Source organism: Bacillus sp. SB49 (genome assembly GCF_000469135.2).
In the GTDB taxonomy this organism is placed as follows: Bacteria; Bacillota; Bacilli; order Bacillales; family Halobacillaceae; genus Halobacillus.
This window is the reverse complement of sequence record NZ_CP048117.1, coordinates 1692144-1718864: the sequence shown is the minus strand read 5'-3', so window position 1 is coordinate 1718864 and position 26721 is coordinate 1692144. Positions and strand designations below refer to the sequence as shown.

30 protein-coding genes and 2 riboswitches are annotated in these 26721 nt (G+C 47.5%); of the genes, 4 read left to right on the top strand and 26 right to left on the bottom strand.

What is annotated here, in order from left to right:
- The first annotated feature begins 129 nt into the window (after positions 1 to 129).
- Positions 130 to 351 carry a DUF1128 domain-containing protein gene (locus M662_RS09050; protein WP_008637180.1) on the top strand — a complete coding sequence of 74 codons (222 nt, stop codon included), beginning with the start codon at positions 130 to 132 and terminating at the stop codon, positions 349 to 351.
- 73 nt (positions 352 to 424) lie between these two features.
- Here M662_RS09050 and rnc read toward each other — a convergent pair whose 3' ends face one another.
- The 9 genes from rnc to sdaAB all read right to left on the bottom strand — a co-directional run bounded on the left by rnc (position 425) and on the right by sdaAB (position 8570).
- Positions 425 to 1117, bottom strand: coding sequence for a ribonuclease III (gene rnc, locus M662_RS09045; protein WP_008637182.1), 693 nt, complete (start codon positions 1115 to 1117; stop codon positions 425 to 427).
- Positions 1118 to 1192: 75 nt separating this feature from the next.
- Positions 1193 to 1426 carry an acyl carrier protein gene (acpP, locus tag M662_RS09040; RefSeq protein WP_008637184.1) on the bottom strand — a complete coding sequence of 78 codons (234 nt, stop codon included), beginning with the start codon at positions 1424 to 1426 and terminating at the stop codon, positions 1193 to 1195.
- A gap of 85 nt (positions 1427 to 1511) precedes the next feature.
- On the bottom strand, positions 1512 to 2252 hold the full coding sequence (gene fabG, locus M662_RS09035; RefSeq protein WP_026577480.1) for a 3-oxoacyl-[acyl-carrier-protein] reductase: 741 nt from the start codon (positions 2250 to 2252) through the stop codon (positions 1512 to 1514).
- Positions 2252 to 3196, bottom strand: coding sequence for an ACP S-malonyltransferase (fabD, locus tag M662_RS09030; protein ID WP_026577481.1), 945 nt, complete (start codon positions 3194 to 3196; stop codon positions 2252 to 2254). Before fabD ends, fabG begins: the two co-directional genes overlap by 1 nt.
- On the bottom strand, positions 3193 to 4197 hold the full coding sequence (gene plsX, locus M662_RS09025) for a phosphate acyltransferase PlsX (RefSeq protein WP_008637191.1): 1005 nt from the start codon (positions 4195 to 4197) through the stop codon (positions 3193 to 3195). The genes fabD and plsX overlap by 4 nt, the downstream gene beginning before the upstream one ends.
- A 15-nt stretch (positions 4198 to 4212) precedes the next feature.
- On the bottom strand, positions 4213 to 4773 hold the full coding sequence (fapR, locus tag M662_RS09020) for a transcription factor FapR (RefSeq protein WP_008637193.1): 561 nt from the start codon (positions 4771 to 4773) through the stop codon (positions 4213 to 4215).
- Between the two features lie 185 nt (positions 4774 to 4958).
- Entirely contained in the window at positions 4959 to 7004 is a 2046-nt protein-coding gene (recG, locus tag M662_RS09015; protein WP_026577482.1) for an ATP-dependent DNA helicase RecG, read from the bottom strand.
- On the bottom strand, positions 7001 to 7885 hold the full coding sequence (sdaAA, locus tag M662_RS09010; protein ID WP_008637195.1) for an L-serine ammonia-lyase, iron-sulfur-dependent, subunit alpha: 885 nt from the start codon (positions 7883 to 7885) through the stop codon (positions 7001 to 7003). Before sdaAA ends, recG begins: the two co-directional genes overlap by 4 nt.
- A 22-nt stretch (positions 7886 to 7907) precedes the next feature.
- A complete protein-coding gene (gene sdaAB / locus M662_RS09005) occupies positions 7908 to 8570 on the bottom strand; it encodes an L-serine ammonia-lyase, iron-sulfur-dependent subunit beta (RefSeq protein ID WP_026577483.1) in 663 nt (220 codons plus the stop codon).
- 164 nt (positions 8571 to 8734) lie between these two features.
- Here sdaAB and M662_RS09000 point away from each other — a divergent pair, with 164 nt between their 5' ends.
- Complete coding sequence (locus M662_RS09000) at positions 8735 to 10063, top strand: NCS2 family permease (protein WP_008637205.1); 1329 nt, start codon at positions 8735 to 8737, stop codon at positions 10061 to 10063.
- A gap of 97 nt (positions 10064 to 10160) precedes the next feature.
- Here the strand turns inward: M662_RS09000 and M662_RS08995 are convergent, their stop codons facing one another.
- The 11 genes from M662_RS08995 to M662_RS08945 all read right to left on the bottom strand — a co-directional run bounded on the left by M662_RS08995 (position 10161) and on the right by M662_RS08945 (position 20223).
- Positions 10161 to 10547 carry a YuzC family spore coat inner layer protein gene (locus tag M662_RS08995; RefSeq protein ID WP_026577485.1) on the bottom strand — a complete coding sequence of 129 codons (387 nt, stop codon included), beginning with the start codon at positions 10545 to 10547 and terminating at the stop codon, positions 10161 to 10163.
- A 94-nt stretch (positions 10548 to 10641) separates the two neighbouring features.
- Positions 10642 to 11082 carry an Hsp20/alpha crystallin family protein gene (locus tag M662_RS08990; RefSeq protein WP_008637207.1) on the bottom strand — a complete coding sequence of 147 codons (441 nt, stop codon included), beginning with the start codon at positions 11080 to 11082 and terminating at the stop codon, positions 10642 to 10644.
- A gap of 64 nt (positions 11083 to 11146) precedes the next feature.
- Positions 11147 to 12859 carry an assimilatory sulfite reductase (NADPH) hemoprotein subunit gene (gene cysI, locus M662_RS08985; RefSeq protein WP_026577486.1) on the bottom strand — a complete coding sequence of 571 codons (1713 nt, stop codon included), beginning with the start codon at positions 12857 to 12859 and terminating at the stop codon, positions 11147 to 11149.
- Between the two features lie 21 nt (positions 12860 to 12880).
- Positions 12881 to 14689 (bottom strand): assimilatory sulfite reductase (NADPH) flavoprotein subunit, encoded by a 1809-nt coding sequence (locus M662_RS08980; protein WP_026577487.1) that lies wholly within the window; start codon positions 14687 to 14689, stop codon positions 12881 to 12883.
- Between the two features lie 22 nt (positions 14690 to 14711).
- Positions 14712 to 15527 carry a uroporphyrinogen-III synthase gene (locus M662_RS08975; RefSeq protein ID WP_026577488.1) on the bottom strand — a complete coding sequence of 272 codons (816 nt, stop codon included), beginning with the start codon at positions 15525 to 15527 and terminating at the stop codon, positions 14712 to 14714.
- The gene (locus M662_RS08970) at positions 15515 to 16153 is read right to left on the bottom strand and encodes an NAD(P)-dependent oxidoreductase (protein WP_008637212.1); all 639 of its coding nucleotides are present in this window, start codon (positions 16151 to 16153) and stop codon (positions 15515 to 15517) included. The genes M662_RS08975 and M662_RS08970 overlap by 13 nt, the downstream gene beginning before the upstream one ends.
- 13 nt (positions 16154 to 16166) lie before the next feature.
- On the bottom strand, positions 16167 to 16907 hold the full coding sequence (locus M662_RS08965) for a sirohydrochlorin chelatase (RefSeq protein ID WP_008637213.1): 741 nt from the start codon (positions 16905 to 16907) through the stop codon (positions 16167 to 16169).
- A 17-nt stretch (positions 16908 to 16924) separates the two neighbouring features.
- On the bottom strand, positions 16925 to 17704 hold the full coding sequence (gene cobA / locus M662_RS08960) for a uroporphyrinogen-III C-methyltransferase (RefSeq protein ID WP_008637214.1): 780 nt from the start codon (positions 17702 to 17704) through the stop codon (positions 16925 to 16927).
- Positions 17705 to 18313: an adenylyl-sulfate kinase gene (gene cysC, locus M662_RS08955; RefSeq protein ID WP_026577489.1), complete on the bottom strand. Its 609-nt coding sequence runs from the start codon at positions 18311 to 18313 to the stop codon at positions 17705 to 17707.
- Between the two features lie 5 nt (positions 18314 to 18318).
- On the bottom strand, positions 18319 to 19464 hold the full coding sequence (gene sat, locus M662_RS08950; protein ID WP_026577490.1) for a sulfate adenylyltransferase: 1146 nt from the start codon (positions 19462 to 19464) through the stop codon (positions 18319 to 18321).
- Between the two features lie 30 nt (positions 19465 to 19494).
- Positions 19495 to 20223, bottom strand: coding sequence for a phosphoadenylyl-sulfate reductase (locus M662_RS08945; RefSeq protein WP_026577491.1), 729 nt, complete (start codon positions 20221 to 20223; stop codon positions 19495 to 19497).
- A gap of 78 nt (positions 20224 to 20301) precedes the next feature.
- A riboswitch (SAM riboswitch) is annotated at positions 20302 to 20419 on the bottom strand.
- 165 nt (positions 20420 to 20584) lie between these two features.
- A riboswitch (SAM riboswitch) is annotated at positions 20585 to 20680 on the top strand.
- Positions 20681 to 20819: 139 nt separating this feature from the next.
- Between M662_RS08945 and M662_RS08940 the strand changes: the two genes are divergently transcribed.
- Positions 20820 to 21692 carry a sulfite exporter TauE/SafE family protein gene (locus M662_RS08940; RefSeq protein ID WP_026577492.1) on the top strand — a complete coding sequence of 291 codons (873 nt, stop codon included), beginning with the start codon at positions 20820 to 20822 and terminating at the stop codon, positions 21690 to 21692.
- Between the two features lie 89 nt (positions 21693 to 21781).
- Here M662_RS08940 and M662_RS08935 read toward each other — a convergent pair whose 3' ends face one another.
- Both M662_RS08935 and M662_RS08930 read right to left on the bottom strand, forming a co-directional pair.
- Positions 21782 to 23446 (bottom strand): DAK2 domain-containing protein, encoded by a 1665-nt coding sequence (locus M662_RS08935; RefSeq protein ID WP_008637220.1) that lies wholly within the window; start codon positions 23444 to 23446, stop codon positions 21782 to 21784.
- A 32-nt stretch (positions 23447 to 23478) separates the two neighbouring features.
- Complete coding sequence (locus M662_RS08930; RefSeq protein ID WP_008637222.1) at positions 23479 to 23841, bottom strand: Asp23/Gls24 family envelope stress response protein; 363 nt, start codon at positions 23839 to 23841, stop codon at positions 23479 to 23481.
- A 236-nt stretch (positions 23842 to 24077) separates the two neighbouring features.
- Between M662_RS08930 and rpmB the strand changes: the two genes are divergently transcribed.
- Positions 24078 to 24263, top strand: coding sequence for a 50S ribosomal protein L28 (gene rpmB / locus M662_RS08925; RefSeq protein WP_008637223.1), 186 nt, complete (start codon positions 24078 to 24080; stop codon positions 24261 to 24263).
- Between the two features lie 53 nt (positions 24264 to 24316).
- On the opposite strand, the gene spoVM is transcribed toward rpmB, so the two are convergent.
- The 4 genes from spoVM to rsgA form a co-directional block, all read right to left on the bottom strand.
- The gene (spoVM, locus tag M662_RS08920) at positions 24317 to 24397 is read right to left on the bottom strand and encodes a stage V sporulation protein SpoVM (RefSeq protein ID WP_035531293.1); all 81 of its coding nucleotides are present in this window, start codon (positions 24395 to 24397) and stop codon (positions 24317 to 24319) included.
- Between the two features lie 42 nt (positions 24398 to 24439).
- Positions 24440 to 25102 (bottom strand): thiamine diphosphokinase, encoded by a 663-nt coding sequence (locus M662_RS08915; RefSeq protein ID WP_026577493.1) that lies wholly within the window; start codon positions 25100 to 25102, stop codon positions 24440 to 24442.
- Between the two features lie 80 nt (positions 25103 to 25182).
- Complete coding sequence (gene rpe / locus M662_RS08910) at positions 25183 to 25833, bottom strand: ribulose-phosphate 3-epimerase (protein ID WP_008637231.1); 651 nt, start codon at positions 25831 to 25833, stop codon at positions 25183 to 25185.
- Between the two features lie 3 nt (positions 25834 to 25836).
- Complete coding sequence (gene rsgA / locus M662_RS08905; RefSeq protein ID WP_008637232.1) at positions 25837 to 26718, bottom strand: ribosome small subunit-dependent GTPase A; 882 nt, start codon at positions 26716 to 26718, stop codon at positions 25837 to 25839.
- Positions 26719 to 26721 lie beyond the last annotated feature (3 nt).

Genomic DNA, 26721 nt, shown 5'->3' with positions numbered 1-26721 from the left:
TATTTTATCATATTCGCACACCCTACGGTAGGAAGGTTCCGCCTCTTTATCCGATGAGGGTTTAAAAAACGATGAAACTGATTTATTATATGTACTAGTACTATTAAGCGCACTGGAGGAGGAAACACCTTGAGTTTACAAGAAGCCAGCCAAGAGAATCTGGCCGTGATCATCCATGACATGGCAGATAAACTGCAAGTCGTCAACCGTTCCCTTATGGATCCGGAAGACTACGATTTGAATAATTATGAAGAAATCAAATCCCTTCATGACATTATTGAGATGAAAGGCAGTTTAAGCGTCTCCGAGATACAAGCCTTCGTTACGGAACTCGGACAATACCGCAAGTAACAGGGCCGTATCCAATTAGAGCTAAAAAAAGACCGCGCCAGGCATGAAATGAGTTGCCGTGGACGGTCTTTTTTTATGAAATCGCTCCGTGATTCTCCAGCGCCTGCTGGGCAGCTTTCTGTTCTGCTTCTTTTTTCGTCCGTCCGACTCCGATTCCACCGATATCATCCTGGATACGGACGTGAGCAATAAATTCGCGGCTGTGGGCAGGTCCTCTTTCTTCGACGATTTCGTATTCAATTTTACTATTCTTATCTCGTTGTATGAATTCCTGCAGCTGACTTTTAAAATCCATCGCATGAGAAAAAGCACCTTTTTTCACTTTCGGATAAACGTAAGTTTGAAGGAACTGTATGACCTTGTCATAGCCTTGATCCAAATAGAGGGCTCCGATAAACGCTTCAAACACGTCAGCCAAAAGTGCAGGCCTGTTGCGTCCACCCGTCATTTCCTCTCCTTTACCGAGAAGAATAAGCTCCTGGAAATTCAACTCATTGGCAAACTCTACCAAAGAGACTTCACAAACGATGGAAGCCCTGAATTTCGTCAGCTCCCCCTCTGCCATATCAGGAAATTCCCGATACAGGTATTGGGATACTCCCAGTTCCAAGACCGCGTCACCTAGAAATTCGAGACGCTCGTTGTCTTCGCGGTCGGTTTTCCGATGCTCATTCACATAAGATGAATGCGTGAAAGCTTGTTCCAGTAACGAAATATCACGGAACTTTATGTTAATTTTGTTCTGGAAACTCGAAAAATCATCCATAAATCACCTTGTCCTTTACTGAGAATTTCTGAAATACAGGAAAGGCTGCCCGTATAAAACGGACAGCGATTCTCCTTACGACTGGCTGCTTATGTAATTCACAGCGTCGCCTACTGTATTGATTTTTTCAGCTTCTTCATCAGAAATTTCCAAATCAAACTCGTCCTCAAGCTCCATTACTAGCTCAACTACGTCAAGAGAGTCTGCTTCTAGATCTTCTTTGAAGGAAGCTTCCATAACCACTTTGGACTCATCAACGTCGAGACGATCGACGATGATCTGTTTTACGCGATCAAATGTATCTGCCATTGGAACCTCACCTCCCTTCAGTAATTATAGTAAGGTGCCGGAAAAAGCGCAAGGACTTATCCAATAACCTTTTCCACCACGTTTGTTACATCACCATTCCACCGTCAATGTGAAGCGTCTGGCCTGTCATATAATCTGCGTCCTCAGAGGCAAGAAAACGCACGACACGCGCGACATCTTTCGCTTCACCCAGACGGGATAAAGGAATCAGATTAAGCATCTGCTCCCGCTGTTCATCTGTCAAAGCATCGGTCATATCCGTAGCAATATACCCCGGCGCTACCGCGTTGACATGAATGTTCCGCGCGGCAAGCTCCTTAGCATTCGACTTCGTCATTCCTATGACACCGGCTTTTGCAGCTACGTAGTTCGCCTGGCCGGGGTTTCCGGAGACGCCGACGATGGACGCGACATTGATGATACGGCCATACTTCTGCTTCATCATCTGACGCGTCACACCTTTCGTACAAAGGAAAACACCTTTTAAATTGGTGTCGATGACGGCATCGAATTCTTCTTCCTTCATCCGCATCAGAAGGTTATCCTTCGTGATGCCAGCGTTGTTAATAAGAATATCCAGACTGCCGAACTCATCCACAACAGTCTTCACCATTCGTTTCACATCATCTGCATCAGACACGTTCGCCTGAATTTTAATAGCTGTTCCGCCGTTTTCACGGATTTCCTGAACGACTGCCTCGGCTTTGTCTTCACTCCCGGCGAAGTTAACTGCCACTTTTGCCCCTTTTGCTGCAAGCTCAAGGGCAATCGCTTTTCCTATTCCTCTGGAAGCTCCCGTAACAAGAGCCGATCGATCTTGTAAAATCATGAAGACTCCTCCTTATTCCATTCCAAGAATGCGTGCATAGTATCAGGGTCCTGGATACTAAACGTTTTCATCCTGCGCTTCACTTTGCGAACAAGGCCGCTCAGCACCTTCCCATGACCTACTTCGACGATGGCGTCGACATCCTCTTCGACGAACGCGTCTAAAATTTCATGGAAACGGACCGGTGAATACAATTGCTCAACAAGCAAGTTCCTGATCGTTCCAGCGTCTGTTACAGGCGCTGCCGTCACATTTGCATAGACCGGAATCTGCGCATCTTTCACTTCTATACGATTCAAATACTCTGCAAATTCATCACTGGCCGGTTTCATCAATCTGGAATGGAAAGGTCCGCTTACGTTCAATGGAAGGACACGTTTCGCTCCGGCATCGGAGAGTTTTTCAGAAGCTTTGTCCACGCCCTCTTTCGTACCAGAAATAACGATTTGTCCAGGACAGTTAATGTTGGCTAAATCTACCGTGAGGTCACCGTCGAAGCCTTCCAGCGTCTTTTCGATATCAGAACGATCAAGACCCAGCACGGCTGCCATCGTCCCTTTACCCGTCGGGAAAGCCTCTTCCATCAATTTTCCACGCACGTGAACAAGCTTCACTGCATCAATTGGATCCAGCGCACCAGCACTGACAAGCGCACTGTACTCACCAAGGCTGTGACCAGCCGTCATCGCCGGTTTTATTCCTTCTTCTTCCAAGACCATCTGGATGGCTACACTATTAAGAAGAAGAGCCGGCTGGGCATTCTCCGTTTTCGTCAAGGTTTCTGCAGGACCTTCGAACATGAGGGTCGAGAGTGAATAACCGAGCGCTTCATCCGCACGGTCGAATAATTCCTTTACAGAAGGGTACGTCTCATACATCGCTTTCCCCATGCCTACCTCTTGAGAGCCTTGTCCTGGGAATACTGCTGCTATACGTTTCATGATTCATCCTCCTCTGAATCCATTTGTTTGAGCGTTTCCGCAATAGTTTCTGTCACATTTAACTCCACCATCTGACAAGCTTGACGAATGGCGTTGAAAACGGCTCTTTCGTTAGACGAGCCGTGGGCTTTAATCACAGGTGCTGCTAAACCGAACAACCCTGCTCCTCCATACTCCGAGTAATCAAGCTGTGTCTTCAATCCTTTCAGATCGTTTTTAGCAAGACCGGCAGCAATCTTCGTCTTAAAGTTACTCATGAATGTTTGTTTAATCATAGAGAACATCGACATAGCCGTACCTTCAATTGTTTTTAATGCGACGTTCCCTGTGAAACCGTCAGTCACTACGACGTCCGCTGCACCATTCAGCAAATCACGTGCTTCCACATTTCCGACAAAATGAATCGGAGCATTCTTCATCAGTTGGAACGCCTTCTTCGTCAAATCGCTGCCTTTTCCTTCTTCTGTACCTACATTCAGCAGTCCGACACGGGGACGTTCCAAACCGCGGACCTGTTCTGCATAAATGGAGCCAATGACGGCATATTGCAGTAAATGCGCCGGTTTCGCATCAACGTTCGCACCAACATCAAGCATTAAGAATCCTTTTCCGTCTATGGTAGGAAGTGTCGGGCTTAACGCCGGACGATCCACACCTTTCATTCTGCCGACAATGAATAGTCCCGCACTCATCAGGGCACCCGTATTTCCGGCGGAAATGCAGGCATCAGCCCTTCCTTCCTTGACTTCATTCGCCATGAGAACCATGGATGCATTCTTCTTCTTTCGAACAGCTCTTACAGGTTCATCTTCCGCCGTAATCATTTCTGTCGTATGTATTACCGTTACGTTTTCCTGCCCCTTCAAATAAGGGGAGATCAGCGATTCATCTCCGACCAGCGTGATGTGCAGTCCATCAATGGCATCAGCTGCCTGGACGGCTCCTTTCACGACAGCTTCCGGAGCATGGTCGCCTCCCATCGCATCTATGACGAGTTTCATCTCTTCCATCTCCTTCTATTGTTTAGAACGGTACATTTCAAATGTACCCGCAAACACTTCTTCCTGACCGACGTAGCTGTGGACTTTGACAATCGTTCTGCCCTTCTCCCCTTCTCCTTGGACAGTCGCTTTGGCAACGACGCGCTCCCCGAGTTTGACGGGACGGGAGAAGTGTATAGTGGACCGGGCAGTCAAAGCAAGTTCATCGTCGATCAAGGCTACAGCAAGTGAATTCGCCTGGGCGAACAGGTGGTGCCCCCTCGCAATGTGATTACGCGAGAATACGTGGTCGGGACGAATATCCAAAATGGAAATAGCCCTGTCGTCCAATTCAAGATCTACAACCTCACCAATGACTTCTTCGATAGGCAGAGCTTTCACCGTACCGTTCCATTCCTGATTCGCAACAGATTTAATTCTTTCACGAAGCTCCGGAATCCCCATTTCCATCCGGTCGAGACGAATGGTTTGTATACTGACACCAAAGGTTTTTGCAAGCTCTTCATCCGTAATAAAAGGCACACGGTCAATTTGATTTTTCAATTCTTCCTGACGAATCTTCTTAGGTTTTCTCATATTGATTCCACCGTTCATCTAGCATAAACGCTCGACTTTATGACTAGGTACTAATAGTAATATATAATACCATGTCCGATTACGCAAGGAGGGGGTTATTTTTCTGAAAATTCCATCCGATTCTCTTTCATAAATAAAAGGTTCCGGCTTGTCTGCCGGAACCCTGAAGGAAGAAAGCATATCTCTCAGTCCAATACATTCCCAAGAATACTCTTATCCTCATACAGCAATTCCTTCAAAGAGTGGTAGCGCGGATCTCGCTCCAATGAATCAGAAAGGACGAGATCGGCTGCATCCTTTCGCGCCGTTTCCAACGCTCTGTAATCATGAACCATATCTCCGACTCTGAATTCCGGAAGGCCGCTTTGTTTCCTGCCGAAGAAATCTCCAGGCCCCCTGAGCTTCAAATCCTGCTCGGAAAGTTCAAAGCCGTCATTCGTTTCGGTCATGATCCGCATCCTCTCTTTGCCCACATCGCCCTTAGGGTCTGCAAGCAGAATACAATAACTTTGATCAGAGCCCCTGCCGACACGGCCTCTAAGCTGATGGAGCTGAGAAAGTCCGAAGCGCTCGGCATCGTAGATGACCATCATGGTCGCATTCGGAACATTCACCCCTACTTCCACCACCGTCGTAGATACAAGAATACTCAGCTCATTAGCTGCAAACCGTTCCATGACGGCTTCTTTCTCTTCATTATGTAAGCGTCCATGCATGAGGCCGACGGAAACATCCGGTTCAAACACAGCACTTAATTGATGATAGAGATCAACAGCATTCTGTATATCCAGTTTATCCGACTCTTCAATCAACGGGCTGATGACATAAGCTTGATGTCCCTGGTCAATTTCTTTTTTAATAAAGCTTAAAACGCGGTTGGTCATCTCACCTTTTACCCAATAAGTCTCTACCGGCTTCCTCCCTGCAGGCATTTCATCAATGACGCTGACGTCCATATCCCCGAAAGCCGTTATGGCCAGCGTCCGGGGGATCGGTGTCGCCGTCATGAACAGTACGTCCGGATGTAAACCTTTATCCCGAAGGGCTCTCCGCTGTTTGACACCGAAACGATGCTGTTCGTCAACAATAACGAATCCCAGGTCGGAAAACACGACCTCGTCCTGAATCAACGCATGAGTACCGATCAGGATATCTACTTCTTTCCGCTCAACAGCCTCCAATATTTCCTGTCGCTTTTTCCCCTTTATGGAACCTGTAAGCAGAGCGACATTGGCACGTCCACTAAACATTTCTTTAAGCGATTGGTAATGCTGCTCAGCAAGAATTTCTGTAGGAACCATTAGCGCTCCTTGAAAACCGGCGGTGATGGATGCATAAAGACCGATGGCAGCTACGGCGGTTTTACCTGAACCAACATCCCCTTGCAGCAGGCGGTTCATCCGATGCGGATGCTTCATATCGTGGAGAATTTCCGCAAGCGCCTTTTTCTGAGCCGAGGTCAGTTCGAATGGCAGGGCCTGTACGAACTCCGTCAAGCGTCCGTTGTCATACCGCTGGACTAGCCCTTCACTCGCCTCCCGGTGATACTTACGGAGAAGCTGCATTTTGAGCTGGAAGATAAGAAACTCCTCATAGATGAACCGGCGCTTCGCATGCTTAAGCAATACCCTGCTGTCGGGATAATGCATTTGTCTTAAAGCCTGTACGCGGTCCGGAAGCTTATATCCCAATGTCAACTCTTCAGGGAGAATCTCAGGAACGTCTTGCCCATACGCATCAAGAGCTGTACGGATCACTTTCCTGAGTGTCGTTAAGCTGACTCCTTCTTTCAGCGTATAAACCGGCTGGATCGGTTCCTGTTCTTTCGACTCGCCTTTTTTGAACTGGCTGACTGTAATCTGCAGCCGCTGCTGGTCCCATTTCCCCGTCACCGTAACGGTATCTCCCGGGTTCAGCTGTTTCTTGGCAAAAGCGCGATTGAACATTACAGCCTTCACAGCGAACTGTTCCACCTGCAACGTGAACGTCAACCGCGACTTTTTCCTACCAAAAAAACTGAGGACAGGATCGGAGACGACCTGTCCCTCAATTGTCGCCTTCTCATTGTTTTCTAATTCTGTCAGGGGTTTAATTTCATAAGAATCATAACGGTGCGGAAAATAAAACAATAAATCCTCGACCGTAAACAAACCCAATTCATTCAAATTCGTTGCCAGTTTCGGTCCTACACCTTTCACTTCACTGATAGACTGTTGCAGCAATGGTTTCACTCTTTCTTCAACGAGATTCCGTACACTTTCGCTTCAAGCTCTCTTCCTGTTGGAGTGGCGGCGAGCCCCCCCTGGGCTGTTTCACGGAAATCTGACGGCATGCGCTGTCCCACCTTATACATGGCATCGATAACCTCATCACATGGAATACGGCTCGTCACACCTGCGAGCGCCATATCTGCAGCTACGACTGCGTTCGATGCCCCCATGGCGTTCCTTTTCACACACGGGACTTCCACCAATCCAGCTACAGGGTCGCAAATTAGACCTAGCATATTCTTAAGTGTTATCGCCATCGCTTCCGCTGATTGGGAAGGAGTGCCTCCTGCCATTTCTACAATGGCCGCAGCTGCCATACCGGCAGCAGAACCTACTTCCGCCTGACAGCCGCCTGCCGCACCGGAAATAGAAGCATTATTGGCTACAACGAATCCGAAAGCGCCGGACGTAAACAAGTACCGTACCATCTGTTCCCGCGTCGGTTTCAATTGATTTTTCACAGCAAACAATGTACCCGGGACACACCCGGCACTTCCAGCTGTCGGCGTCGCACAAATCGTACCCATTGCCGCATTGACTTCGTTAGTGGCAACTGCTTTACTTACGGCGTCCATCATCAGATTACCGGATAAAGGAGTATGATTCTTCATATAATTCTGGATGAGTACGGCGTCACCTCCGGTCAGGCCGCTGTGGGATTTTACCCCTTTCAGTCCATCCTCAACCGCTTTCTCCATTACAGACAGGTTCCTTTCCATCTGCTCGATCACTTCTTCTCTCGTCAGCTGCTTCACGTCCATTTCCTGACGGATCATCACTTCCGAGATCTGTATGTTTTGACTCTCTGCCATTTCAACAAGCTCTGCTACGTTGCGAAACATGGGATCGCCCCTTTCTTTGTTGTCAGTCTGATATTTTGGCTACTTGTGTAATATGATCAGCACGCTCCAACTCGTTCAAAACGGAGTCGTCGATATTCTGATCCACTTCGATCACCATAAGCGCCTGTTCTCCCTGCGCTTTCCTCGATACTTCCATTCTACCGATATTGATTTCATTCCTGGCAAGGACCGCCGTCGCAGAGGCAATTGCTCCGTAACGATCATTATGAATCAATAAAATGGCAGGGTGGCTTCCCGACAAACGCAGTTCAAAGCCGTTCAGCTCCGTAATCTCCGCCTTACCGCCTCCGATGGATATGCCGACAAGCTCAAGTTCTCCATCCTCATCACCTATTTTGACGCGGGCGGTGTTCGGGTGATCCGTATGGGAATCCTCCTCATAAAAACGGATTTTCATTCCGTTCTTCCTTGCTGTTACCAAAGATTCCCGGATCCGCTGATCGTCGGTATCGTAATCGAGCAGCCCTCCGATAATCGCGACATCTGTACCGTGCCCTTTATAAGTTTTTGCAAATGATCCATACAGATGGATATGCGCATATTTGGGCTCTCTGCCGAATAAATGACGTGCGGCTCTGCCTATCCTGGCCGCACCTGCTGTATGTGAACTGGACGGACCGATCATGACAGGTCCGATGATATCGAAAACAGAACGATATTTCATTTGTTTCACCTTCCCCTTGTTTCTGTCTCTATTGCACGAAAGAAAACGCTTACTAACATCGAATAATCCCCTATCATCTTATCACAAACTTGAGATTTTCACCTCCATTTTACTAGAATACAAATAATGCTGCTTGTAAGATACTTTAATCAAGAGTAAAATAGATGGTTGTGGGTTACTCGGTAACCGGGTGGGAGAGGGATAACTTCATAGAGGAGATTGAAATGCTCAATCAGCAAAGCAATCGTGCAGACTGGAAGAAAGAGGGTCTGGCAGGTTTAATCGGCTATTTTACGACTGTTTACATCGTAGCTGTCAACAGCCAGATCATGGAGAGTGCCGGACTTCCGCTTGAAAGCGGAATGGTGGCAACGATTCTTGCCAGTGCACTAGGCTGTTTGATCATGGCCTTATATGCGAACGCACCTATGGTTCTGATACCAGGTATGGGGGTCAACGCTTTATTCGCCTATTCCATTGTCGAAGGGACAGGAATGGATTTCCAGCAGGGGCTGGCCGTTGTCGTCGTTGCTTCGATACTGTTTCTCATCACAGCATTTACGAAGCTTGGAGACTGGCTGAAGCAGGCGATCCCTTCTTCTTTGAAGCACGCCATTACGGTCGGATTAGGTTTATTCCTTACATTGATCGGATTGGAGAAAGGTGGACTTGTCGTCAAAGGCGATCACTCGTTGATTGCCCTTGGAAACCCCTCGTCAGCACTAGTAATGACGAGTATCCTGACGCTGTTCATCGGCATTTTCCTCTTCACCAGAAATGTACCTGGGAACTTCCTGATCACGATGGTCGCAGGAACGATTCTTGCGAAGTTCACCGGCGTTCTTGGTGAAAAAGGAGATCCCATTTCTCTCGGAAGCCAATCCTTCGCCTATATGCCGGACTTTTCAACCATTGGACAATTCGGTTTTTGGATGGCGGTCTTTCCGCTGGCGATCGTACTCATCTTTGAAAACATGGGTTTGATCCACGGACAGCTGGGAATGCTTGATCAAGAAGGGAAGTTCAAACGTTCTTATCAGGCGTCTGCCTTTTCCGCACTTACGACAGGGTTCCTCGGCACTTCGCCTACTGTTTCATCCGCAGAGAGTGCAGCTGTTATAGCCTCAGGCGGTAAAAGCGGAAAATCGAGCTTGACGATGGCTGTGTTGTTCATCGGGACGCTTTTTCTAATCCCTTGGATCTCTATGGTGCCTTCTACAGCTATTGCGCCGATTCTAATCATCGTCGGGGCCCTTATGGTGCAGAACATCAAAGAGATTCCGATTGACCAATTATCAGAGTCCATGCCGGCCTTTCTTATCATTGTGATGATTCCGTTCACTTATTCCATAGCAGATGGGATGGCTTTTGGATTTATTGCCTACCCTATTGTCAAGTTTGCTATTGGAAAGCAAAGGGAATTGTCGGCACCAGTCGTTCTTATCGCCATGATCTTTCTCATTGAATTTATCGTTCGTTCACTTGGACATTAATACAGATGAACGTATTTACCCGTTCTCTGAAAAAACCGGCTGCACCCTTTCTCTTGAAGAAGGGTGATCAGCCGGTTTTTTATTTCGCTACAAATCTCTAACCTCTTTGGACACGCCAGCGGAGCATTACGGTCATTTTGCAGCAGTCTACCCCTCCAGCCGTGCCTTTCCACTGAATTTTGATCCTCTCCGGGTTATAATCAAAGTCGAAATCTCCCACTGCTCCAGCCTCTTTAATCATTTGTTCCACCTTTGGACGATTCGACCGCTGAGCTGCCTCCATTAGCTCATCGGCGAATTCCTTCGATGCCTCCACCCGCTCCATCACTTTCTCTGCCCCGTTCATCATTTGTTTCGCTGCCTTCGCAGATTGACGAAACAAGCTGCTGTCGACTTCAGGGAAAGCTGGTCTGCCGACTTGAACATAAGCAGGAATCCGGTAATCATACATGAAATAGGGATAGGGTACCCAGACCATAGGCAAGAATAAAACCTCCCCTTGTTTGCTCCTTTCTTCATGTTTATGTGAACAGGCAGAAAAGAAAACAAAAAAAGAAGACGTTGAAACGTCTTCTTTTTTAATCTTCAATAGGAATGATAGACGAACCCTGCTTTTTAAATAAAATCGTCAGCAGGCCGTCTTGGAAAGATGCCCGAAAGACAGTGTCTGAAACAGTGAATGGAAGTGGAATGATTCTTTCTTTCCGAGTAAACGAACGGCTCTGATTAAAATAATTCATGGAGTGATCATGAACGTAACGATCCTCGGAACCCTCCACCCTGATTCTCACCTGGCTGCCGACATGTTCAAGATGAATCTGCTCTCTCTTAACTCCCGGAAGATATGCTTCAATCGTGTATTCTTTGTCTGTTTCAACCACCTCTATCGGAATAGTGGTGGTTTGGATATAGTGATCGAGCTTCTGGAAGGCATCTCCAAAAAAGGAATCAACTACTTTCATCACATCTTCCAAATCCTGCTGAAACAAATCCGGCAAATGATCGTTTTTATTCTTCATAGGGACACCTCTTTGGTTGAAGTTATACCCTACCAACATATGCCCAGATCAATCTTCAGGTACCTCACTCATGGAAATCAAGACCGGATGCCACCGCTTTTACATAGCCTTTGCGGATAACGAAGTCTCCGAATTTCTCGTCCTCTTCCCTTTCCTTCGCATAGCGGTGAATCATCGGTTTCAGCTCTTTAAGGATTTCTTCTTCACCAATGTTCTCTCTATACAATTTATTCAAACGATCCCCTGTGAATCCAGCTCCGAGATACATGTTATATTTGCCAGGCCCTTTTCCAATGAATCCGATCTCTCCCAACGCCGGGCGGGAACACCCATTCGGGCATCCGGACATTCGGATAACGATCTCCTGTTCTTTCAATCCGGCTTCATCTAAAATCTCTTCCAGGTGGTCGATCAATGTCGGGAGATACCGCTCCGCCTCCGCCATTGCCAATCCGCAAGTCGGCATCGAAACACATGCCATTGAATTTCGACGGAGAGCAGAATTCTGGCTGCCGTCCGACAACCCGTATTGTTCAATCAATGCTTCAATCACAGGCTTCTCCGCTTCTGATACTCGTGAGATGATAAGGTTTTGGTTGGGGGTCAAACGGAATTCCCCGATTTGGGTTTCCGCTATTTTTCTCATTGCTTCCTTTAATTTATACCCTTCCGCATCCTTGATGCGTCCATTCTGGATAAAGAATGTGTGGTGCCAGGTCCCGTCTTCTCCTTTGACCCAGCCGTACCGGTCCCCGTTGTGATCAAAATGATATGCCTTCGCTTCTTCCAACGCATAACCTAATCGACGATTAAGTTCCTCCAGAATCTGATCGGCTCCTAATCTGTCAACCGTGTACTTGAACCGGGCGTTCTTACGATTGGAACGATTGCCGTAATCCCGCTGTATCGTCAAAATTTTCTCCGCTACATCAACCACCTGCTCCGGCACACAGAAGCCGATGGTACGACCGAGCTGCGGATATGTCGAAGTGTCGCCGTGGGTCATTCCCATCCCCCCGCCAACGACGACGTTGAATCCCTGCAGCTTTCCATCGTCCAATACAGCGATGAACCCCAGGTCCTGTGAAAACACATCGACGTCATTGGAAGGTGGAACGGCAATGCCTATTTTGAATTTCCTCGGCAGATACAGCGGTCCGTAAATCGGCTCTTCTTCCTGACCGTCCACCACTTTTTCTTCATCCAGCCAAATTTCATGATAAGCTCTTGTCCGCGGAAGGAGATGTTCACTCACTTTCTTCGACCACTCATACACTTCTTTATGAAGGGCGGATTGTTCAGGGTTAACGTTACACATGACGTTCCTGTTCACATCGCCACATGCCGCAATGGTGTCCATCAATACGGCATCCATCGCCTGTATCGTCTTCTTCATGTTCCATTTTAAAATACCGTGCATTTGAAACGTCTGACGGGTCGTCAGTTTCAGCGTTTCATTGCCGTACTGGTCTGCCAAACGATCCATAGCCAGCCACTGGTCGGGAGTCGCCACACCACCGGGAAGGCGCACCCTGATCATGAATTGATACGCCGGCTCTAATTTCTGCTTTTTTCGTTCGTTCCGCAGGTCCCTGTCATCCTGCATGTAGCTGCCGTGAAATTTCAAAAGCTTCGTTTGATCATCAGGAATGCTTGCAGAAAGCGGCTCCTGGAAACTCTCGACAAGATCGCCCCGTAAAAACCGGCTCTTTTCTTTAATCTCTTCCATTTCACTCGGAGGACCTTCCGGTTTATGCAATGTTTTGTGTTCAGACATCCGTAAAACTCCTTCCCGCTATTAGTAAACGTCTCTCTGATAGCGCTTTGATTTTCTAAGTTCTGTCAAATAATTTTCTGCTTCTTCTCTTGTATAAGCGCCTTCCTGCTGGAAGATATCAAGCAGGGTTTCCTGCACGTCTTTCGCCATGTGTTTCTCATCGCCGCAAATATAAAGATAAGCACCTTCCTCAATCCATTGGAAGACCTCTTTACTCTTTTCACGCAGGCGGTGCTGCACATAGACCTTTTGATCTGTATCCCTGGAAAAGGCAACGTCCATATTCGTCAGAACGCCGTCTTTGATCCATTTCTGCCATTCCGTCTGATAAAGAAAGTCCGTCACGAAGTGCTGTTCACCGAAGAACAGCCATGACTTCCCTTCCGCTTCCGACTCTTCCCATTCCTCCATAAAGGAACGGTAAGGTGCAATACCAGTACCAGCGCCGATCATGATGATCGGCCGGGTCGTGTCTTCCGGAAGCTTGAAATTCTGGTTTTTCTGTACAAAAACCGAAAGCTGATCCCCGGGTTTCGTCCTTTCGGCACACTGTCCGGAACAGACTCCCGTCCGCTTTCTCCCATGAGAATCATAGCGAAGCGCCCCTACCGTCAAATGAACCTCGTCGGGGTTGGCTTTCAGGCTTGAGGCAATTGAATATAGACGTACTGGAATCTTACGTAATGCAGTAAGGAATGCATCGACATCGACTTCCCAAGGTCCATAGTCTTTGACGAAATCCAACAGATCCCTCCCGTGAATGTATTGGGAAACTTGCTCTTTATCTGTCAAGAGATCCGCTAAACTCTCATTAGAAGTAAAAGGAGCGAGCTTTTCGAGGAGGGGCTTGGTAAGAACCGTAATCTCAAAATGGGTCAGCAGCGCTTCTCTAAGCGCACGGACCTCCCCTTGCTTATTGACTGAGACGGACTTCTCCGGATCCCAATTCATCTCTGTAATCAGTGCATCTACCAAGGAAGGCTCATTTTGGGGATAGATTCCGAGACTGTCTCCAGGCTCATAGGTCAGACCGGACCCTTCCAAGTCGATCTCCAAATGCCGGGTTTCTTTGTTGGAACCCTGCCCGTTCAAATTGATGTTCTCCAACACTTCCGCCTGAAACGGATTAGATTTGGAGTGGACCGGTACGTCGTCCGTAAGCGGTGCAGCAGCTGCAGCAGGAGAATTGGTTTCTGACGCAGAACCCAGCTGCTGACTAACGCCCCGCCACCACTCCTCCGCGGGATCTTCATAATCAAGATCACAATCGACCCTCGGATACATCCTTTCCGCGCCAAGTTCAGCGAGCTTCTCATCGATCACTTTACCGGTCTCGCAGAACAAGTCATAAGAGCTGTCTCCAAGTGCCAAAACCGAATACCGAACCCCCTCCAGCTTCGGTGCACGCTTCCCATGGATAAATTCATAAAACGACAGCGCGTTATCCGGCGGGTCTCCTTCTCCATGCGTACTGGTCAAAATGAGAAGATCCTCTACATTTTTCAAAGCCTTCGGTTTGAAGTCATCCAGTGCTGATAACGTCGTTTCAAACCCCTTCTTATCCAACGTTTCCTTGTACTGTTCTGCCAGTGACTGACAGTTCCCCGTATGAGATCCGTAGAGGATGGTAATACTCCTCGTTGCAGCAGCCTTCTCCTCTGTAGTGGAAGGGTGAGACTGAGCAGCAGGGTCTGCTTCGGTTGAAGCCAGGGAAGATGCCAAATACCCGCTTAACCATATTTTTTGATGATTACTTAATGATGTTAATAACTGGTTTAACAAGTCCGCCTGATCTTTATTGAACGGACTGTTGCTGACTTGTAAGGACAACATTTCCACCTCCATAAAACCTTTATTTTTTTATTTCGGAAGCTTTCGCTTTATAGTAGCGATCAAGTGTGACGACCATCGCCCCCATTTTCGGACGGGCCGGCTGAATCACTGTGGATATTCCCTGACCGGCAAGCTCCTCTGCTGTTACTTTGCCAACGGCGACGGCTGTGACGTCCTTTTCGAAGGAAGCGGTGAGACGGCTGCGATCCGCATCTTTTTCAAACAAGTTTTTCACCTGAGTTTTACTCGTGAACACCACCGCATCCAGTTCCCCCGCAAAAATAGCATTCTTCAAATTGTCGATAATGGACAAAGATGGCTTTTCAAATGTGTAAGGCTTTGATAAATAGACGGAAAATCCAAGTTGTTCCAAGGATTCCTTCCATACGGCATCATCCTGATCATACGCCTGCAGGAACAACCTTCCACCCGAAGCCGCTTCTTTCTGAATGCGCTCCACAAGATCCTTCATCGTCCCATCTGCCGCAACGAGGGCCGGCTGTATCTCGTTTTCTTTTAACCAATCCATTGTCTTCGAACCTCTAACAGCAAGCGTTTCCGTGTTCAGCTTTTTTACAAAAGCACGGGACAATTTTCTTTCAGAGGCTGCATTGTTAAGCGTCCTTGCACCGATTCCTGTTGTTAAGACGACAAGGTCGAATGGTTCATCCAGATAGTCTTTGACATTTCTCACACAGCGCTCTTCGTGGAGCACCTGCTTCCCTTGAATCGGATAGACAGAGGCACGGCCGCCTAAATTTTCTATAAGAGAAGTAATGGCTTCCGACCTTCGATCCGCTGCCACACCTATGTGTTTATTCGTTAATCCTGACACGTCCCTCCCCCTTTCCTATAGCTATGTATATCATCAAGCACCCGCTTTTGCGCTTCTGTATCGTGGTAGTCCTCCTTGAGGATTTCCCTTAAAAAATCATGCTGTGTTTCTTTGTTCATACTACTTTCTTTAAGCAGCGTACGGCAGTGATGTAAGAAGTCAACATACTCCCCATAACCTTCCCCGTACTCGCTTTCCAGGCGTTGTTTTAATTTGGAGGCAAGCATCGGACTCGCTCCGTCGGTTGATACGGATATTGTCAGCCTCCCGCGTTTAAGGAAGCCCGGAAAGTGTACATTCCCCCCGCTGCCACCATCCACTCTGTTGATCAGTGGTATCCTTTCACTTAAAGCAGCAATACGGTCATTCTCTTTTTGGTCGCTTGTAGCAATGATCAGGAGGTCCGTTCCTTTGCTGTCGGAACTAGTGAACGTTCGACGGTAACAAGTAATCTCCCCACTCTTCTCCAACAGGGAAAGCTCGGGATGGAGGGAAGGGCTGACAACGATTATTTCTGCGCGGCAGGTCATCAGCGTTTTCACCCGCTTAAGCGCGACGCGCCCACCGCCGGCAACGACGACTCTCCGCCCTTTCCATTCCACCATCATAGGTAAGTGACTGTTCACAGGAAGTCTCCTCTCAAGGTGTCTTCATTCCCACCAGCGTTTCTTTCACACGATCCGCCATCGCTTCGATCATATGAGGATGGTCATTCAAATGTCCGGAAATCTTCACCGCATATCCTTGTTCCGCAGCCTTTTGCACCTTAGCTTCCATAGAACGGAGAAGTACTCCGGTAAACCACAGGTACGGGACGACGACGGTAGGCTTACCCGATTCCAACACTGCATGAAAAGCCTCATCGTAGCTTGGAGTGATTGCGGCAAGGTAACAAACATGAACACTGTCCGCACCCGCTTTGCTCCGCAAACGCTCTCCAATAAATTCCATTGCTGTTCTTGTTGATGGATGTCTGCTGCCCCTTCCAACGAGAAGGATATTAGGAGTTTGATTCCCTGCAACAATGTCCCTTACTCGATCAACAAGGACGTCGATAATACGCTCCTGTACTCCAAGGGGTTCCCCGTAATGCAGTTCAACACCAGGAAAGCGCAGCTTCGCCTTATCAAGCTCCTCCGGTATATCTTCAAAATAATGCCCCGCGCTCAGAAGCAGTACCGGTAAAACGGCGATTCTCGTCGCACCCTTCTTGACAAGACGGTGGATTCCTTCCTCAATGTCTGGTTCGGCTAATTCAAGAAAACATCGTTCGAAAAGGGGAATGCCGATCTCTTCCTGGACTTTACTCAAAAAATCAAGCGCCTGCTCTGTTGCTTCTTTCTTTCTGCTTCCATGACTGACATAGAGAACTGCGTCCATCTTTCTCCCCCTTTCATTCAGCCGACAATCGATTTTGCGATGTCCACCTGGTCCTCCTGCTGTATCGATTCAAACCACTGCAGCTGCTCACGCAATTTCACAACTTCACCAACGACGATCATCGCCGGGTTCTTCATATCTGCAGCTTTAGCAACGATATCCTCAAGCGTCCCGGTAACGGTTTCCTGCTGTTCCGTCGTGCCCCATCGAACGAGAGCGACAGGAGTATCGAGCCCTCTGCCATGTTTCACGAGTTTTCCGCAGATATCCGGCAGCTTCTTCACACCCATGTATATACAAAGAGTGTCCATACTTTTCGCTACGTGTTCCCAATAAGCATCCTCTTCAATGCCAAGCTTACTTACCCCGGAGATGAAGGCTACGGAAGAACTGTATTCCCGATGGGTGACAGGTATGCCTGCATAAGCGGGAGCCGCGATACCGGAGGTAATTCCGGGAACAATTTCAAAAGCGATCTGGCGTCGGGAAAGTTCTTCCGCCTCTTCTCCACCGCGCCCGAATACGAACGGATCGCCGCCTTTCAATCGAGTGACTGTTTTGCCCTGAAGCGCATATTTACACAAAAGATGATTGATTGTTGATTGTGTCAAGGCGTGATGATCCGGCCGTTTCCCACAGAATATAAGCTCCGCATGATCCGGGGCTTCATCGAGTAATTCTTGATTGATGAGCCGGTCATACAGAATAACGTCCGCCTGCTGGATTGCTTTCAGCCCTTTGACCGTAATCAAATCATAATCACCTGGTCCTGCTCCGACAATATAAACCTTAGCCATCTATGATGCTCCCTTCGGTATCCACCCTTTTTCTTCCAAAACCTGCAACAGCTGTTCGGCACATGCTTCGATATCATATTGATGAGAGGAAACAACAGCTTCCGGTGTTTCGGGGGCTTCATATGGAGAATCGATTCCAGTAAAGCCTTTGATCTCTCCGGAGCGGGCTTTTTTATAAAGCCCTTTAGGATCACGTGCTTCACAAGCTTCCAATGGACACTCAACATAAACCTCAAGGAAGTCCCCTTCTGGAATTGATGCGCGCACCTGCTCCCTGTCACTCTTGAACGGAGAGATAAATGCTGTCAGTACAATCGTCCCACTATCAGCAAACAACTTTGCGACTTCCCCAATCCTTCGAATATTTTCCGTACGATCCGCTTCAGAAAAACCGAGATCCGCATTCAATCCGTGACGGATGTTATCGCCATCAAGGAGATACGTATGAACACCACGCTCATGCAGGAGATGGTTCAGCTGATTGGCGATGCTGGACTTGCCGGAACCGGAAAGTCCCGTGAACCAGAGGACACCACTGTGGTGTCCATTCTTATTCCGGTAGGATTCCTGACTTACAGATGCTTCGTGCCAAGTAAGATTCCGTTCCATTCCCTTCACCCCTTTACGTCTGCAGCTTTCGCCTGCAGCCCTTCAATCAAAACTTCTACAACTTCCGGGCGGCTGAATGTCTTCGGCGGTTTCTCCCCGCTCCGTAACAGCTCACGGACTTTGGTTCCGGAAAGGATGACGTGATTTTCCTTATCGTGCGGGCACGTCTTGTGAGAGGCCATCGCTTCACATGCCTCACAATAAAAACTGTGTTCAAAGAACATCGGAGTAATATCAAGTTCGCCTTCGTCGTAGTGAGAGAATATCTTCTGTGCGTCATACGTTCCGTAGTAGTCGCCTACTCCAGCGTGGTCACGGCCGACGATGAAATGAGAGCAGCCGAAGTTTTTACGGACGATGGCATGGAAGATCGCTTCCCTTGGACCTGCGTAGCGCATGGCTGCACGGAAAACGGCCAGGGTCACGCGGTCCTTCGGATAGTAATGATCAAGCAGTACCTGGTAGCTCTTCATCCGAACATCACTTGGTATGTCATCGCTCTTCGTCTCGCCCACCAACGGGTTCAGGAATAAACCGTCAACCGTCTCCAAGGCCGCTTTTTGAATATATTCGTGGGCGCGGTGGACAGGGTTCCTTGTTTGGAAACCGACAACCTTCCTCCATCCGTTCTTTTCGAAAAGTGCTCTCGTTTCTTTCGGATCGAGGTAAAACTCTTCTCCGTGTTCTTTTGCTGACGAAGCAAAAACCTGGATAGTACCGGATACATAATAGTCGGGGCGTTCAAACAACTTTTTGACACCCGGGTGAGCAAGGTCCGTAGTTAAATATACTTTTTGCGCTTCTTTTTCTTTGTCAGGTTTGAAGATGTCTTCGATCTCAATCACACCGTACACCGTTCCATTATGGATAAGCTTGGCTTCTTTTCCTAACGATTCTGCCTTCTCTTGACTTACAGGCAGCGTAATCGGAATGCTCCAGGGTGTCCCGTCTTTCAAACGCATCGTATCGACAACGGATTCATAGTCTTCCTTGTTCAGGAACCCTTCCAGCGGACTGTATGCTCCGTTACCGATCAGCTCCACGTCACTGAGAGCCATTCCATCCAGTTCGATACTGTCCTTCGGTAAATCCTCCGGTGTTTCGTTCCATCTATTGATTAACTTCCCTCCATGGGGTTTAATGACTGCCATTTCATACATCCTCCTATTAGTTCGTTTCGATTAGTTCGTTTCTGATGGGCCCGGGGTGTGAAGACCACACTCCGTTTTATTAAATCCTTTCCAGCGGCCGGAGCGGTCGTCGCCGACGGCCTGGGATGTACAAGGAATACATCCTACACTTGGATAGTTTTGGTCATGCAAAGCATTGTAATCCAAGCTATTTAGTCGGATATAATGCCATACGTCGTCCCAAGTCCAATGTATCAGTGGACAAACTTTCACGGACTTAAACCGTTCATCTTTGTTGATGAAATCCGTCTTCGCTCTGCTCGGGGACTGTTCTCTGCGCAGGCCGGAAAGCCAGGCAACCGCACCGGACAGTGCCTCTTCCAACGGTTTGATCTTCCGGATGTAACAACACTGGTCCGGCTGTCTCTTCCACAAAGCGGAACCATGCTTTTCTGCCTGTTCTTCCACTGTAAGCTCCGGTAATTTCATATGAATATGAAGCGCCGGATACCGCTTCTTCACTTTATCAATCAAATCGTAGGTTTCCTGGAAGTGAAGACCTGTGTCGAGAAAAACGACATCCGCATCCGGTTTGACCTGCGAAATCAGATCGATGAGTACCATTCCCTCTGCGCCGAAGCTGCACGCATAAACCACGTCAGAACCATACTGGTCGTATGCCCATTGAATGACCTTTCTCGCGCCTTTCGTATCATCCTCTGGCTGATCATTTTTGAATGGATCACCGGAAAAATGCTGGTACGTAAGTAAGTTTCCCATACACTCGCCTGCCTTTCTCCAAATAAAAACGCCCCTCTTCCGGAAAAGAAGAAGGGCGTCTGAAAGTAAGATACGTCCTTCTTATCTTTCCAAATGCTTTCAGCATCTGCTGGAATTGGCACAGCGTCTAACTTTAACGGTTAGACCCGTTGCCGAGGCTTCGATGGGCCAGTCCCTCCACCTCTCTAGATAAGAAAAATTAGTCGGTTGGATATTTCAAAAAAACTAATTGATTCAAATAGTAGGCTTCTTTCTAAGATATGTCAACAGGTTTTTTAAAAATTACAACTTTTCTGTTTTTAATATTGACAATGGTCCCCCTCTGCTTTAATTTGGTAAGTAATCAAAGCAAGATACTACATCCTTATGAAGAGCCGGGGGAGGAAACTGGTCCAACGATCCCGCAGCAACCTTTTAAAGGTGCTCCATCCAGCAGACATTGTCTGAAAGATAAGGAGAGGAACGAAAGCCTCTTCTGTGTGAAGGGTTTTTTTATTTTTGTAGAAAACCTCTTCACACATAAAACCAAGTATTCTCATATGATTAATCATACACCATATGGGAGCTGGAATTAAAGGGTAAAAGGAGAGGTTGGATTGAATAAATTAATTGTTTTCGCATTAGTGGGATTTTTTGCTCAGTTAGTCGATGGTGCTCTCGGCATGGGCTTCGGATTGACTTCCTCAACGATTCTGCTTGCCTATGGACTTGCTCCGGCAGTAGCTTCTGCATCCATTCATATGGCTCAAGTGGCAACGACGGCCGCTTCCGGCTTCTCTCACTATAAATTCGGGAATGTCGATAAGCGTCTCGTCGTTATTCTGGCTGTTCCCGGTGCCATCAGCGCTTTTCTCGGTGCAGCTGTATTAAGCTGGGTTCCAGGAGAAATTATCCGACCCTACATATCACTCTTCCTCCTCGTATTAGGAATCTATATCATCATTCGTTTCCTTACCATGGGACAGAAGCGGCCCCAGGAGAAGCGGCCTTTCAAAAAGAGCTTTTTGTTTCCACTTGGATTTATCGGAGGTTTTCTTGATGCAGTCGGCGGCGGCGGGTGGGGACCAGTGAATACGCCCGTTCTCCTGGCAAGACAGAAGCTTGAACCCCGAAAAGTGATTGGAACGGTAGATACCAGCGAATTCATCGTCACTGTTTCTGCGACCCTCGGGTTTCTTATCTTTCTTGGCTGGGAGCAATTCAGCTGGCTGCTCGTATCTGCGTTTGTGATCGGCGGGGTTATTGCGGCCCCCCTTGCTGCCTGGCTTGTGAAAATAATGCCGTCTCTCGTATTAGGTGTCCTCGCCGGTGGATTCATCGTTTTGACAAATATCCGAACGCTTTTGAATACAGTAGAGCTTGGAGACACCTCCATCGCCATTATTTACACGGCTTTAGTCCTTGCCTATATCTGCATGGTTCTCTTGTCCATCCGCAGAAACTTCCGGCTTAAGCCGGCAACCAGGTAGCAGGAACAGTGTTGTCCTGAGCAGCACGCTTTTATGATAATATAAAAAAAGAGATCAGAGCTGTATGCTCTGATCTCTTTTTCTATATTTTATTCAATAGAGAAGATATAGGAATAAATCGGCTGTCCACCTGTGTGAACTTCCACTTCCAAATCTTCGAACGTATCTTCAATATACGCTTCCAACTGACCAATTTCATCTTCTTCAACTTCTTCACCAGTAAGAATGGTCAGGATTTCATCTTCATCCTCATCGATCATCTCGCGAAGCAGAGCCTTCGCTGCCTCTAACGCTTCTTTTGCCGTTGTTTGTATTTTACTTTCCGCGATCCCCATAAAATGGCCTTTTTCAATGGCTAGTCCATCGATCTGGGTATCCCGTACCGCATACGTAACCTGTCCGGTTTTCACTTCGGACATCAGCTGGCTCATTTCCTCTTTATTCGTGTCAAGATCCGCTTCCGGATTAAATCCTAGAAGAGCACTCATTCCCTGCGGAATGGTCTTCGTCGGAATAACGGCTACTTCCACATCAGCAAGCTCGGCCGCCTGTTCCGCCGCCATCACAATATTCTTATTGTTCGGGAGAATGAGCACACGGTCTGCATGGGCTTCCTTGATCGCTTCCGACAGATCCTGGGTACTAGGGTTCATTGTTTGTCCACCTTGGATGACAACTGTCGCGCCGAGGCTTTCGAACAATTTCCTGATCCCTTCCCCCATACTTACTGTGACGATACCGTATGGCGCTTTCTTTTCCTGCTTAGCGCCTTTTTTCTTGTCTCCTACAATAGATGTATGCTGTTCACGCATATTCTCGATCTTCATGTTAATGAGACTGCCGTACTTCTGACCGAGCGTCATCGCTTCGCCGGGATACTCGGCATGAACATGCACTTTAATTAAGTCTTCATCGGAAACGACTAGGAGGGAATCACCAATTTCGCTGAGCTGGTTGCGGAATGCATCCTCATCATAAGGGTTTTCCGCAAGCTTGTCCTCTTCGAATTTCACCATGAATTCCGTGCAATAGCCGTATTCGATATCTTCCGTATTCATGAAATCCTGAGCAGATTTATGATGTTCTGCATTGACCATATCATCCATGGATACGGTTTCCTGAACTGCCGGAAGTTCTTCCCCTTTCAAGGAAGCAAGAAATCCTTCATAAATGGTTACAAGACCCTGGCCGCCACTGTCCACGACTCCGACTTCCTTTAAAACAGGAAGCAGTTCCGGGGTCCGTTTAAGCGATGCTTTCGCAGCTTTTACCACTTCTTCCATAAACGGAATGAAAGCCGTGTGCTTTTCTGCAGCTTCCACCGAACCTTCCGCTGTTTCACGAGCTACGGTAAGAATTGTTCCTTCTACCGGTTTCATAACCGCTTTATAGGCTGTATCCACGCCGCCTTCAAGAGCCGCCGAGAAATCTTTCGTTGTCAACGTTTCCTTATCTTCATTAACTTTTGAGAAACCACGGAAGATTTGAGAAAGGATGACACCGGAATTCCCACGGGCGCCCATAAGCAGTCCCTTGGACAGTGCTTTCGCCACTGCCCCTGCATGATTTTGATCTACGGTTTTCACTTCCTCCGCTCCGGAGGTCATGGATAAGTTCATGTTCGTTCCTGTATCTCCGTCTGGTACGGGAAATACGTTTAGGGCATCGATCATCTGGGAATTTCTCTTCAGATGATGCGCCCCCTGTAAAATCATTTCGGCCAACATTTTGCCGTCTAGCTTTTCTACCGTCACACTTACGTCCTCCTTTGACTGCAACCGCTGCTTTATGCGCTTGTCACACGGACTCCCTGGATAAAGATGTTCACAGAGTCAACGGACAAACCGACTGTTTTGTTCAGTGTGTATTTCACTTGAGATTGGACGTTATGAGCCACCTCAGAAATCTTCGTCCCATAACTTACGATGATAAACATATCTATATGAAGGCGATCTTTGTCCTGTCTGACAACGACCCCTTTGGAAAAGTTTTCTTTACGGAGCATTTCGGACAGGCCGTCCCGTATCTGGTTCTTCGAAGCCATGCCGACAATTCCATAACACTCGACTGCCGCCCCTCCGGCGATCGTTGAGATTACTTCATTACTAATAGTGATATGACCATATTGGTTGTTCAAATCCACGGACATATAGATCCTCCTTTATAATCCTCGTATTCTTACTCAATTATAACATAAGATTCACAGGTGAATTCTGCTTCAATTCCCGAAAAGGATCTGAATATCCCTTATATACTTTGAGACATATCCATGTATCTGTCAAGAAGAAATTCTTGATATAATTCGACCTATCTTATTGCAAACCTTATTTTGATATGATAAAGTTACTAAGTATCTGATGATTTATGTAACAGGAGGGATTTTTCATGGCACGTAGTGTTATATCTGGTAAAGGTACACGTTCAGGTAACCACCGTTCACACGCGATGAACGCTAATAAACGTCAATTCAAAGCTAACCTTCAAAAAGTACGTATTCTTGTAGATGGTAAGCCTAAGAAAGTTTACGTTACTGCACGTGAGCTAAAATCAGGCAAATTACAACGCGTATAACTCTTTGAACAAAAGAAGCACCCGGATTCCGGGTGCTTTTTTTGTTGGGCCTGTTAGTCTTTTTTGAATGTACTTATGACTGCACGCACTATGCCCCCGACGAACCGCGGGAGTTTGATAGTATAAAATTTCAAAGAGCCCCCTCCTCCTGTTATAACTGATGGAACAACCCTTCTCTACCCTCTATTAGTCAAGTCTTTGCTTCTTATTACTAAGAGTATGCCTGCCTGAAAGGAAAAAGTACCCGTATCTTCAAGAAGCCTGTTCGAAATGCAGAGGGTTGATCCATAAGGTACATATGCGTCTGTGAGTGGATAATAAAAACCCTTTAGAGTAAGCCCTGACACATCCAGGGTGACAGGCAGGAAAGAGATGTACGGGTATTCTTCATCCGCTTCTATCGTATGCTCTCCGGCTTTGACTAATTCCACTCGATTTTGTTTATCTACGATGGTCGCTTTCACATCCCGTTCTGCAAGCGTGTAAAGCAGCTGAATGTTAGCTTGGGAATGATCAAGCCTTCCTCCCGTCACTCCGACTAATAAAATATGCGCAGGGTTTCTTTTTTGTGCTTCTATCACAGCAAGCTCAAGATCGGTTTCATCTTTCTCATCCGGATATATACGTGTTTCAGCTGCCGAAGCCTGAATACGCCTTAATACTTCCGGTGATACAGAATCAAAGTCTCCGATGGCAAGATCCGGTTTAATGCCTTGCTCGATCAGTACTTCGGCTCCCTTGTCTGCACCGATCCACAGGCAATCCCCTTGCACTGTCTGTTTCAGGTCTGGTATGTAAGCTGCCGGTCCTCCTCCGACAACGACGATGGTGTGGTTCATATGATTCCCTCCAAGATTAATGATGAATAAACAAGAAGCTCAAATGGATGCCTGCTGGCAATCATTTGAGCTTCTTCCCCTTATAAAGAGCTGCGAATCGCATCTATCGCTTTTTTACGGTCGGGGTGATTGAAAACAGCGCTTCCTGCTACGAGGACATCAGCACCGGCTTCGGTGCAAAGGCGTGCCGTTTCTTCATTGACGCCGCCATCAATCTCAATTTCAAAATCCAGCGCTTCTTCCGTTCTCCATGCATCGATCTGGCTGACTTTAGGCAGTACAGAATGTATGAATGACTGACCACCGAAACCAGGATTGACCGTCATTAACAATACAAGATCCACGTCTTTCAGTATAGGACGAATCGCTTCGGCAGGTGTCGCAGGGTTAATGACCACACCTGCTTTCACCCCGTGACTTTTAATCAGTTGGATGGTGCGGTGGAGGTGCGGACACGCTTCCTGATGGACCGTTAGAATATCTGCGCCCGCTTTGGCGAACGTTTCCACGTAAGCTTCCGGATTCTCGATCATTAAATGGACGTCAAGCGGAAGGCTCGTCACCGGGCGGACCGCATCAACAATCAAAGGGCCGATCGTAATGTTTGGAACGAAATGTCCATCCATGACATCTACATGGATATAATCTGCTCCTGCGAGCTCGACGTCTTTAATTTCCTCTCCCAGTTTAGCAAAATCGGATGCTAAGATGGATGGTGCAATTTTTGTCATCGTTTAATACCTCGGCTTTCTATTCTGTATTTCTTCCAGGAACTGCAGATAATGTTGGTAGCGCTGGCTGCTGATGTTACCTGCCTCTACTTCCATTTTCACCGCACATTTAGGCTCTTTATGATGCAGGCAGCCTCTGAATTTGCACCCATCCTGAACCGCCACAAATTCCGGAAAGCACTCCGGCAGCTGTTCCAGTTCCAAGTCTGCAAATTCAAGCGAACTGAACCCCGGCGTATCTGCTACAAGCCCATTGGATATTTCATACAGTTCCACATGCCTCGTCGTGTGCTTCCCGCGGCCGAGACTCTCTGATATTTCATCCGTATCAATGGACAACCTGGAATCGATGGAATTCAAGAGAGAGGATTTCCCTACCCCCGACTGACCGGCAATTACAGTCGTGCGGTCTGCAAGATGGGACTGGATCAAGTCCATCGCCTCTGGATCATTGACAGCAGACAGGATAACGGGATAGCCGATTTCGCCATACATCGTCTCATAATGCTGCATCTCTTTCACCTGATCTTCATCCAGACGGTCCATTTTCGAAATAACGATAATCGGTTCAATCCGTTTCGCTTCCACAAGAACAAGGAAACGATCGAGGAGAAGCGCATTGAAATCCGGTCGGGTAGCGGATGTTACAATCAGAGCCTGATCCACATTGGCAATCGGCGGCCGCACAAATTCATTTTTCCGTTCTTCAATAGATAAAATATACCCTTCTTCCCGATTGTCCGCTTTGAATTCGACCATGTCACCGACGAGAGGAGACACTTTCTTCTTCCGAAAGTTACCTCTCCCTCTGCATTGGTAAATTTCTCCCTCATGAAGGACATAATAAAACCCGCTTAAGGCCTTGATTATTTTGCCTGTCGCCATGAT

Excerpts from the sequence above, each read along its gene's own strand:
- fapR (WP_008637193.1), bottom strand. The coding sequence starts at position 4,773 with ATGAGAAAACCTAAGAAGATTCGTCAGGAAGAATTGAAAAATCAAATT.
- sdaAA (WP_008637195.1), bottom strand. The coding sequence starts at position 7,885 with ATGTTTCGCAACGTAGCAGAGCTTGTTGAAATGGCAGAGAGTCAAAAC.
- M662_RS08930 (WP_008637222.1), bottom strand. The coding sequence starts at position 23,841 with ATGTCCGTGGATTTGAACAACCAATATGGTCATATCACTATTAGTAAT.
- cysC (WP_026577489.1), bottom strand. The coding sequence starts at position 18,313 with ATGGAACGGAATCTTACTTGGCACGAAGCATCTGTAAGTCAGGAATCC.
- sat (WP_026577490.1), bottom strand. The coding sequence starts at position 19,464 with ATGGCAGTCATTAAACCCCATGGAGGGAAGTTAATCAATAGATGGAAC.
- rpe (WP_008637231.1), bottom strand. The coding sequence starts at position 25,833 with ATGACAAAAATTGCACCATCCATCTTAGCATCCGATTTTGCTAAACTG.
- rsgA (WP_008637232.1), bottom strand. The coding sequence starts at position 26,718 with ATGGCGACAGGCAAAATAATCAAGGCCTTAAGCGGGTTTTATTATGTC.
- rnc (WP_008637182.1), bottom strand. The coding sequence starts at position 1,117 with ATGGATGATTTTTCGAGTTTCCAGAACAAAATTAACATAAAGTTCCGT.
- acpP (WP_008637184.1), bottom strand. The coding sequence starts at position 1,426 with ATGGCAGATACATTTGATCGCGTAAAACAGATCATCGTCGATCGTCTC.
- rpmB (WP_008637223.1), top strand. The coding sequence starts at position 24,078 with ATGGCACGTAGTGTTATATCTGGTAAAGGTACACGTTCAGGTAACCAC.
- M662_RS08945 (WP_026577491.1), bottom strand. The coding sequence starts at position 20,223 with ATGGGAAACTTACTTACGTACCAGCATTTTTCCGGTGATCCATTCAAA.
- sdaAB (WP_026577483.1), bottom strand. The coding sequence starts at position 8,570 with ATGAAATATCGTTCTGTTTTCGATATCATCGGACCTGTCATGATCGGT.
- M662_RS08990 (WP_008637207.1), bottom strand. The coding sequence starts at position 11,082 with ATGAAGAATAAAAACGATCATTTGCCGGATTTGTTTCAGCAGGATTTG.
- M662_RS08965 (WP_008637213.1), bottom strand. The coding sequence starts at position 16,907 with ATGGACGCAGTTCTCTATGTCAGTCATGGAAGCAGAAAGAAAGAAGCA.
- fabD (WP_026577481.1), bottom strand. The coding sequence starts at position 3,196 with ATGAAACGTATAGCAGCAGTATTCCCAGGACAAGGCTCTCAAGAGGTA.
- cysI (WP_026577486.1), bottom strand. The coding sequence starts at position 12,859 with ATGTCTGAACACAAAACATTGCATAAACCGGAAGGTCCTCCGAGTGAA.
- cobA (WP_008637214.1), bottom strand. The coding sequence starts at position 17,704 with ATGGCTAAGGTTTATATTGTCGGAGCAGGACCAGGTGATTATGATTTG.
- plsX (WP_008637191.1), bottom strand. The coding sequence starts at position 4,197 with ATGAAACTCGTCATAGATGCGATGGGAGGCGACCATGCTCCGGAAGCT.
- M662_RS08915 (WP_026577493.1), bottom strand. The coding sequence starts at position 25,102 with ATGAACCACACCATCGTCGTTGTCGGAGGAGGACCGGCAGCTTACATA.
- M662_RS09000 (WP_008637205.1), top strand. The coding sequence starts at position 8,735 with ATGGTTGTGGGTTACTCGGTAACCGGGTGGGAGAGGGATAACTTCATA.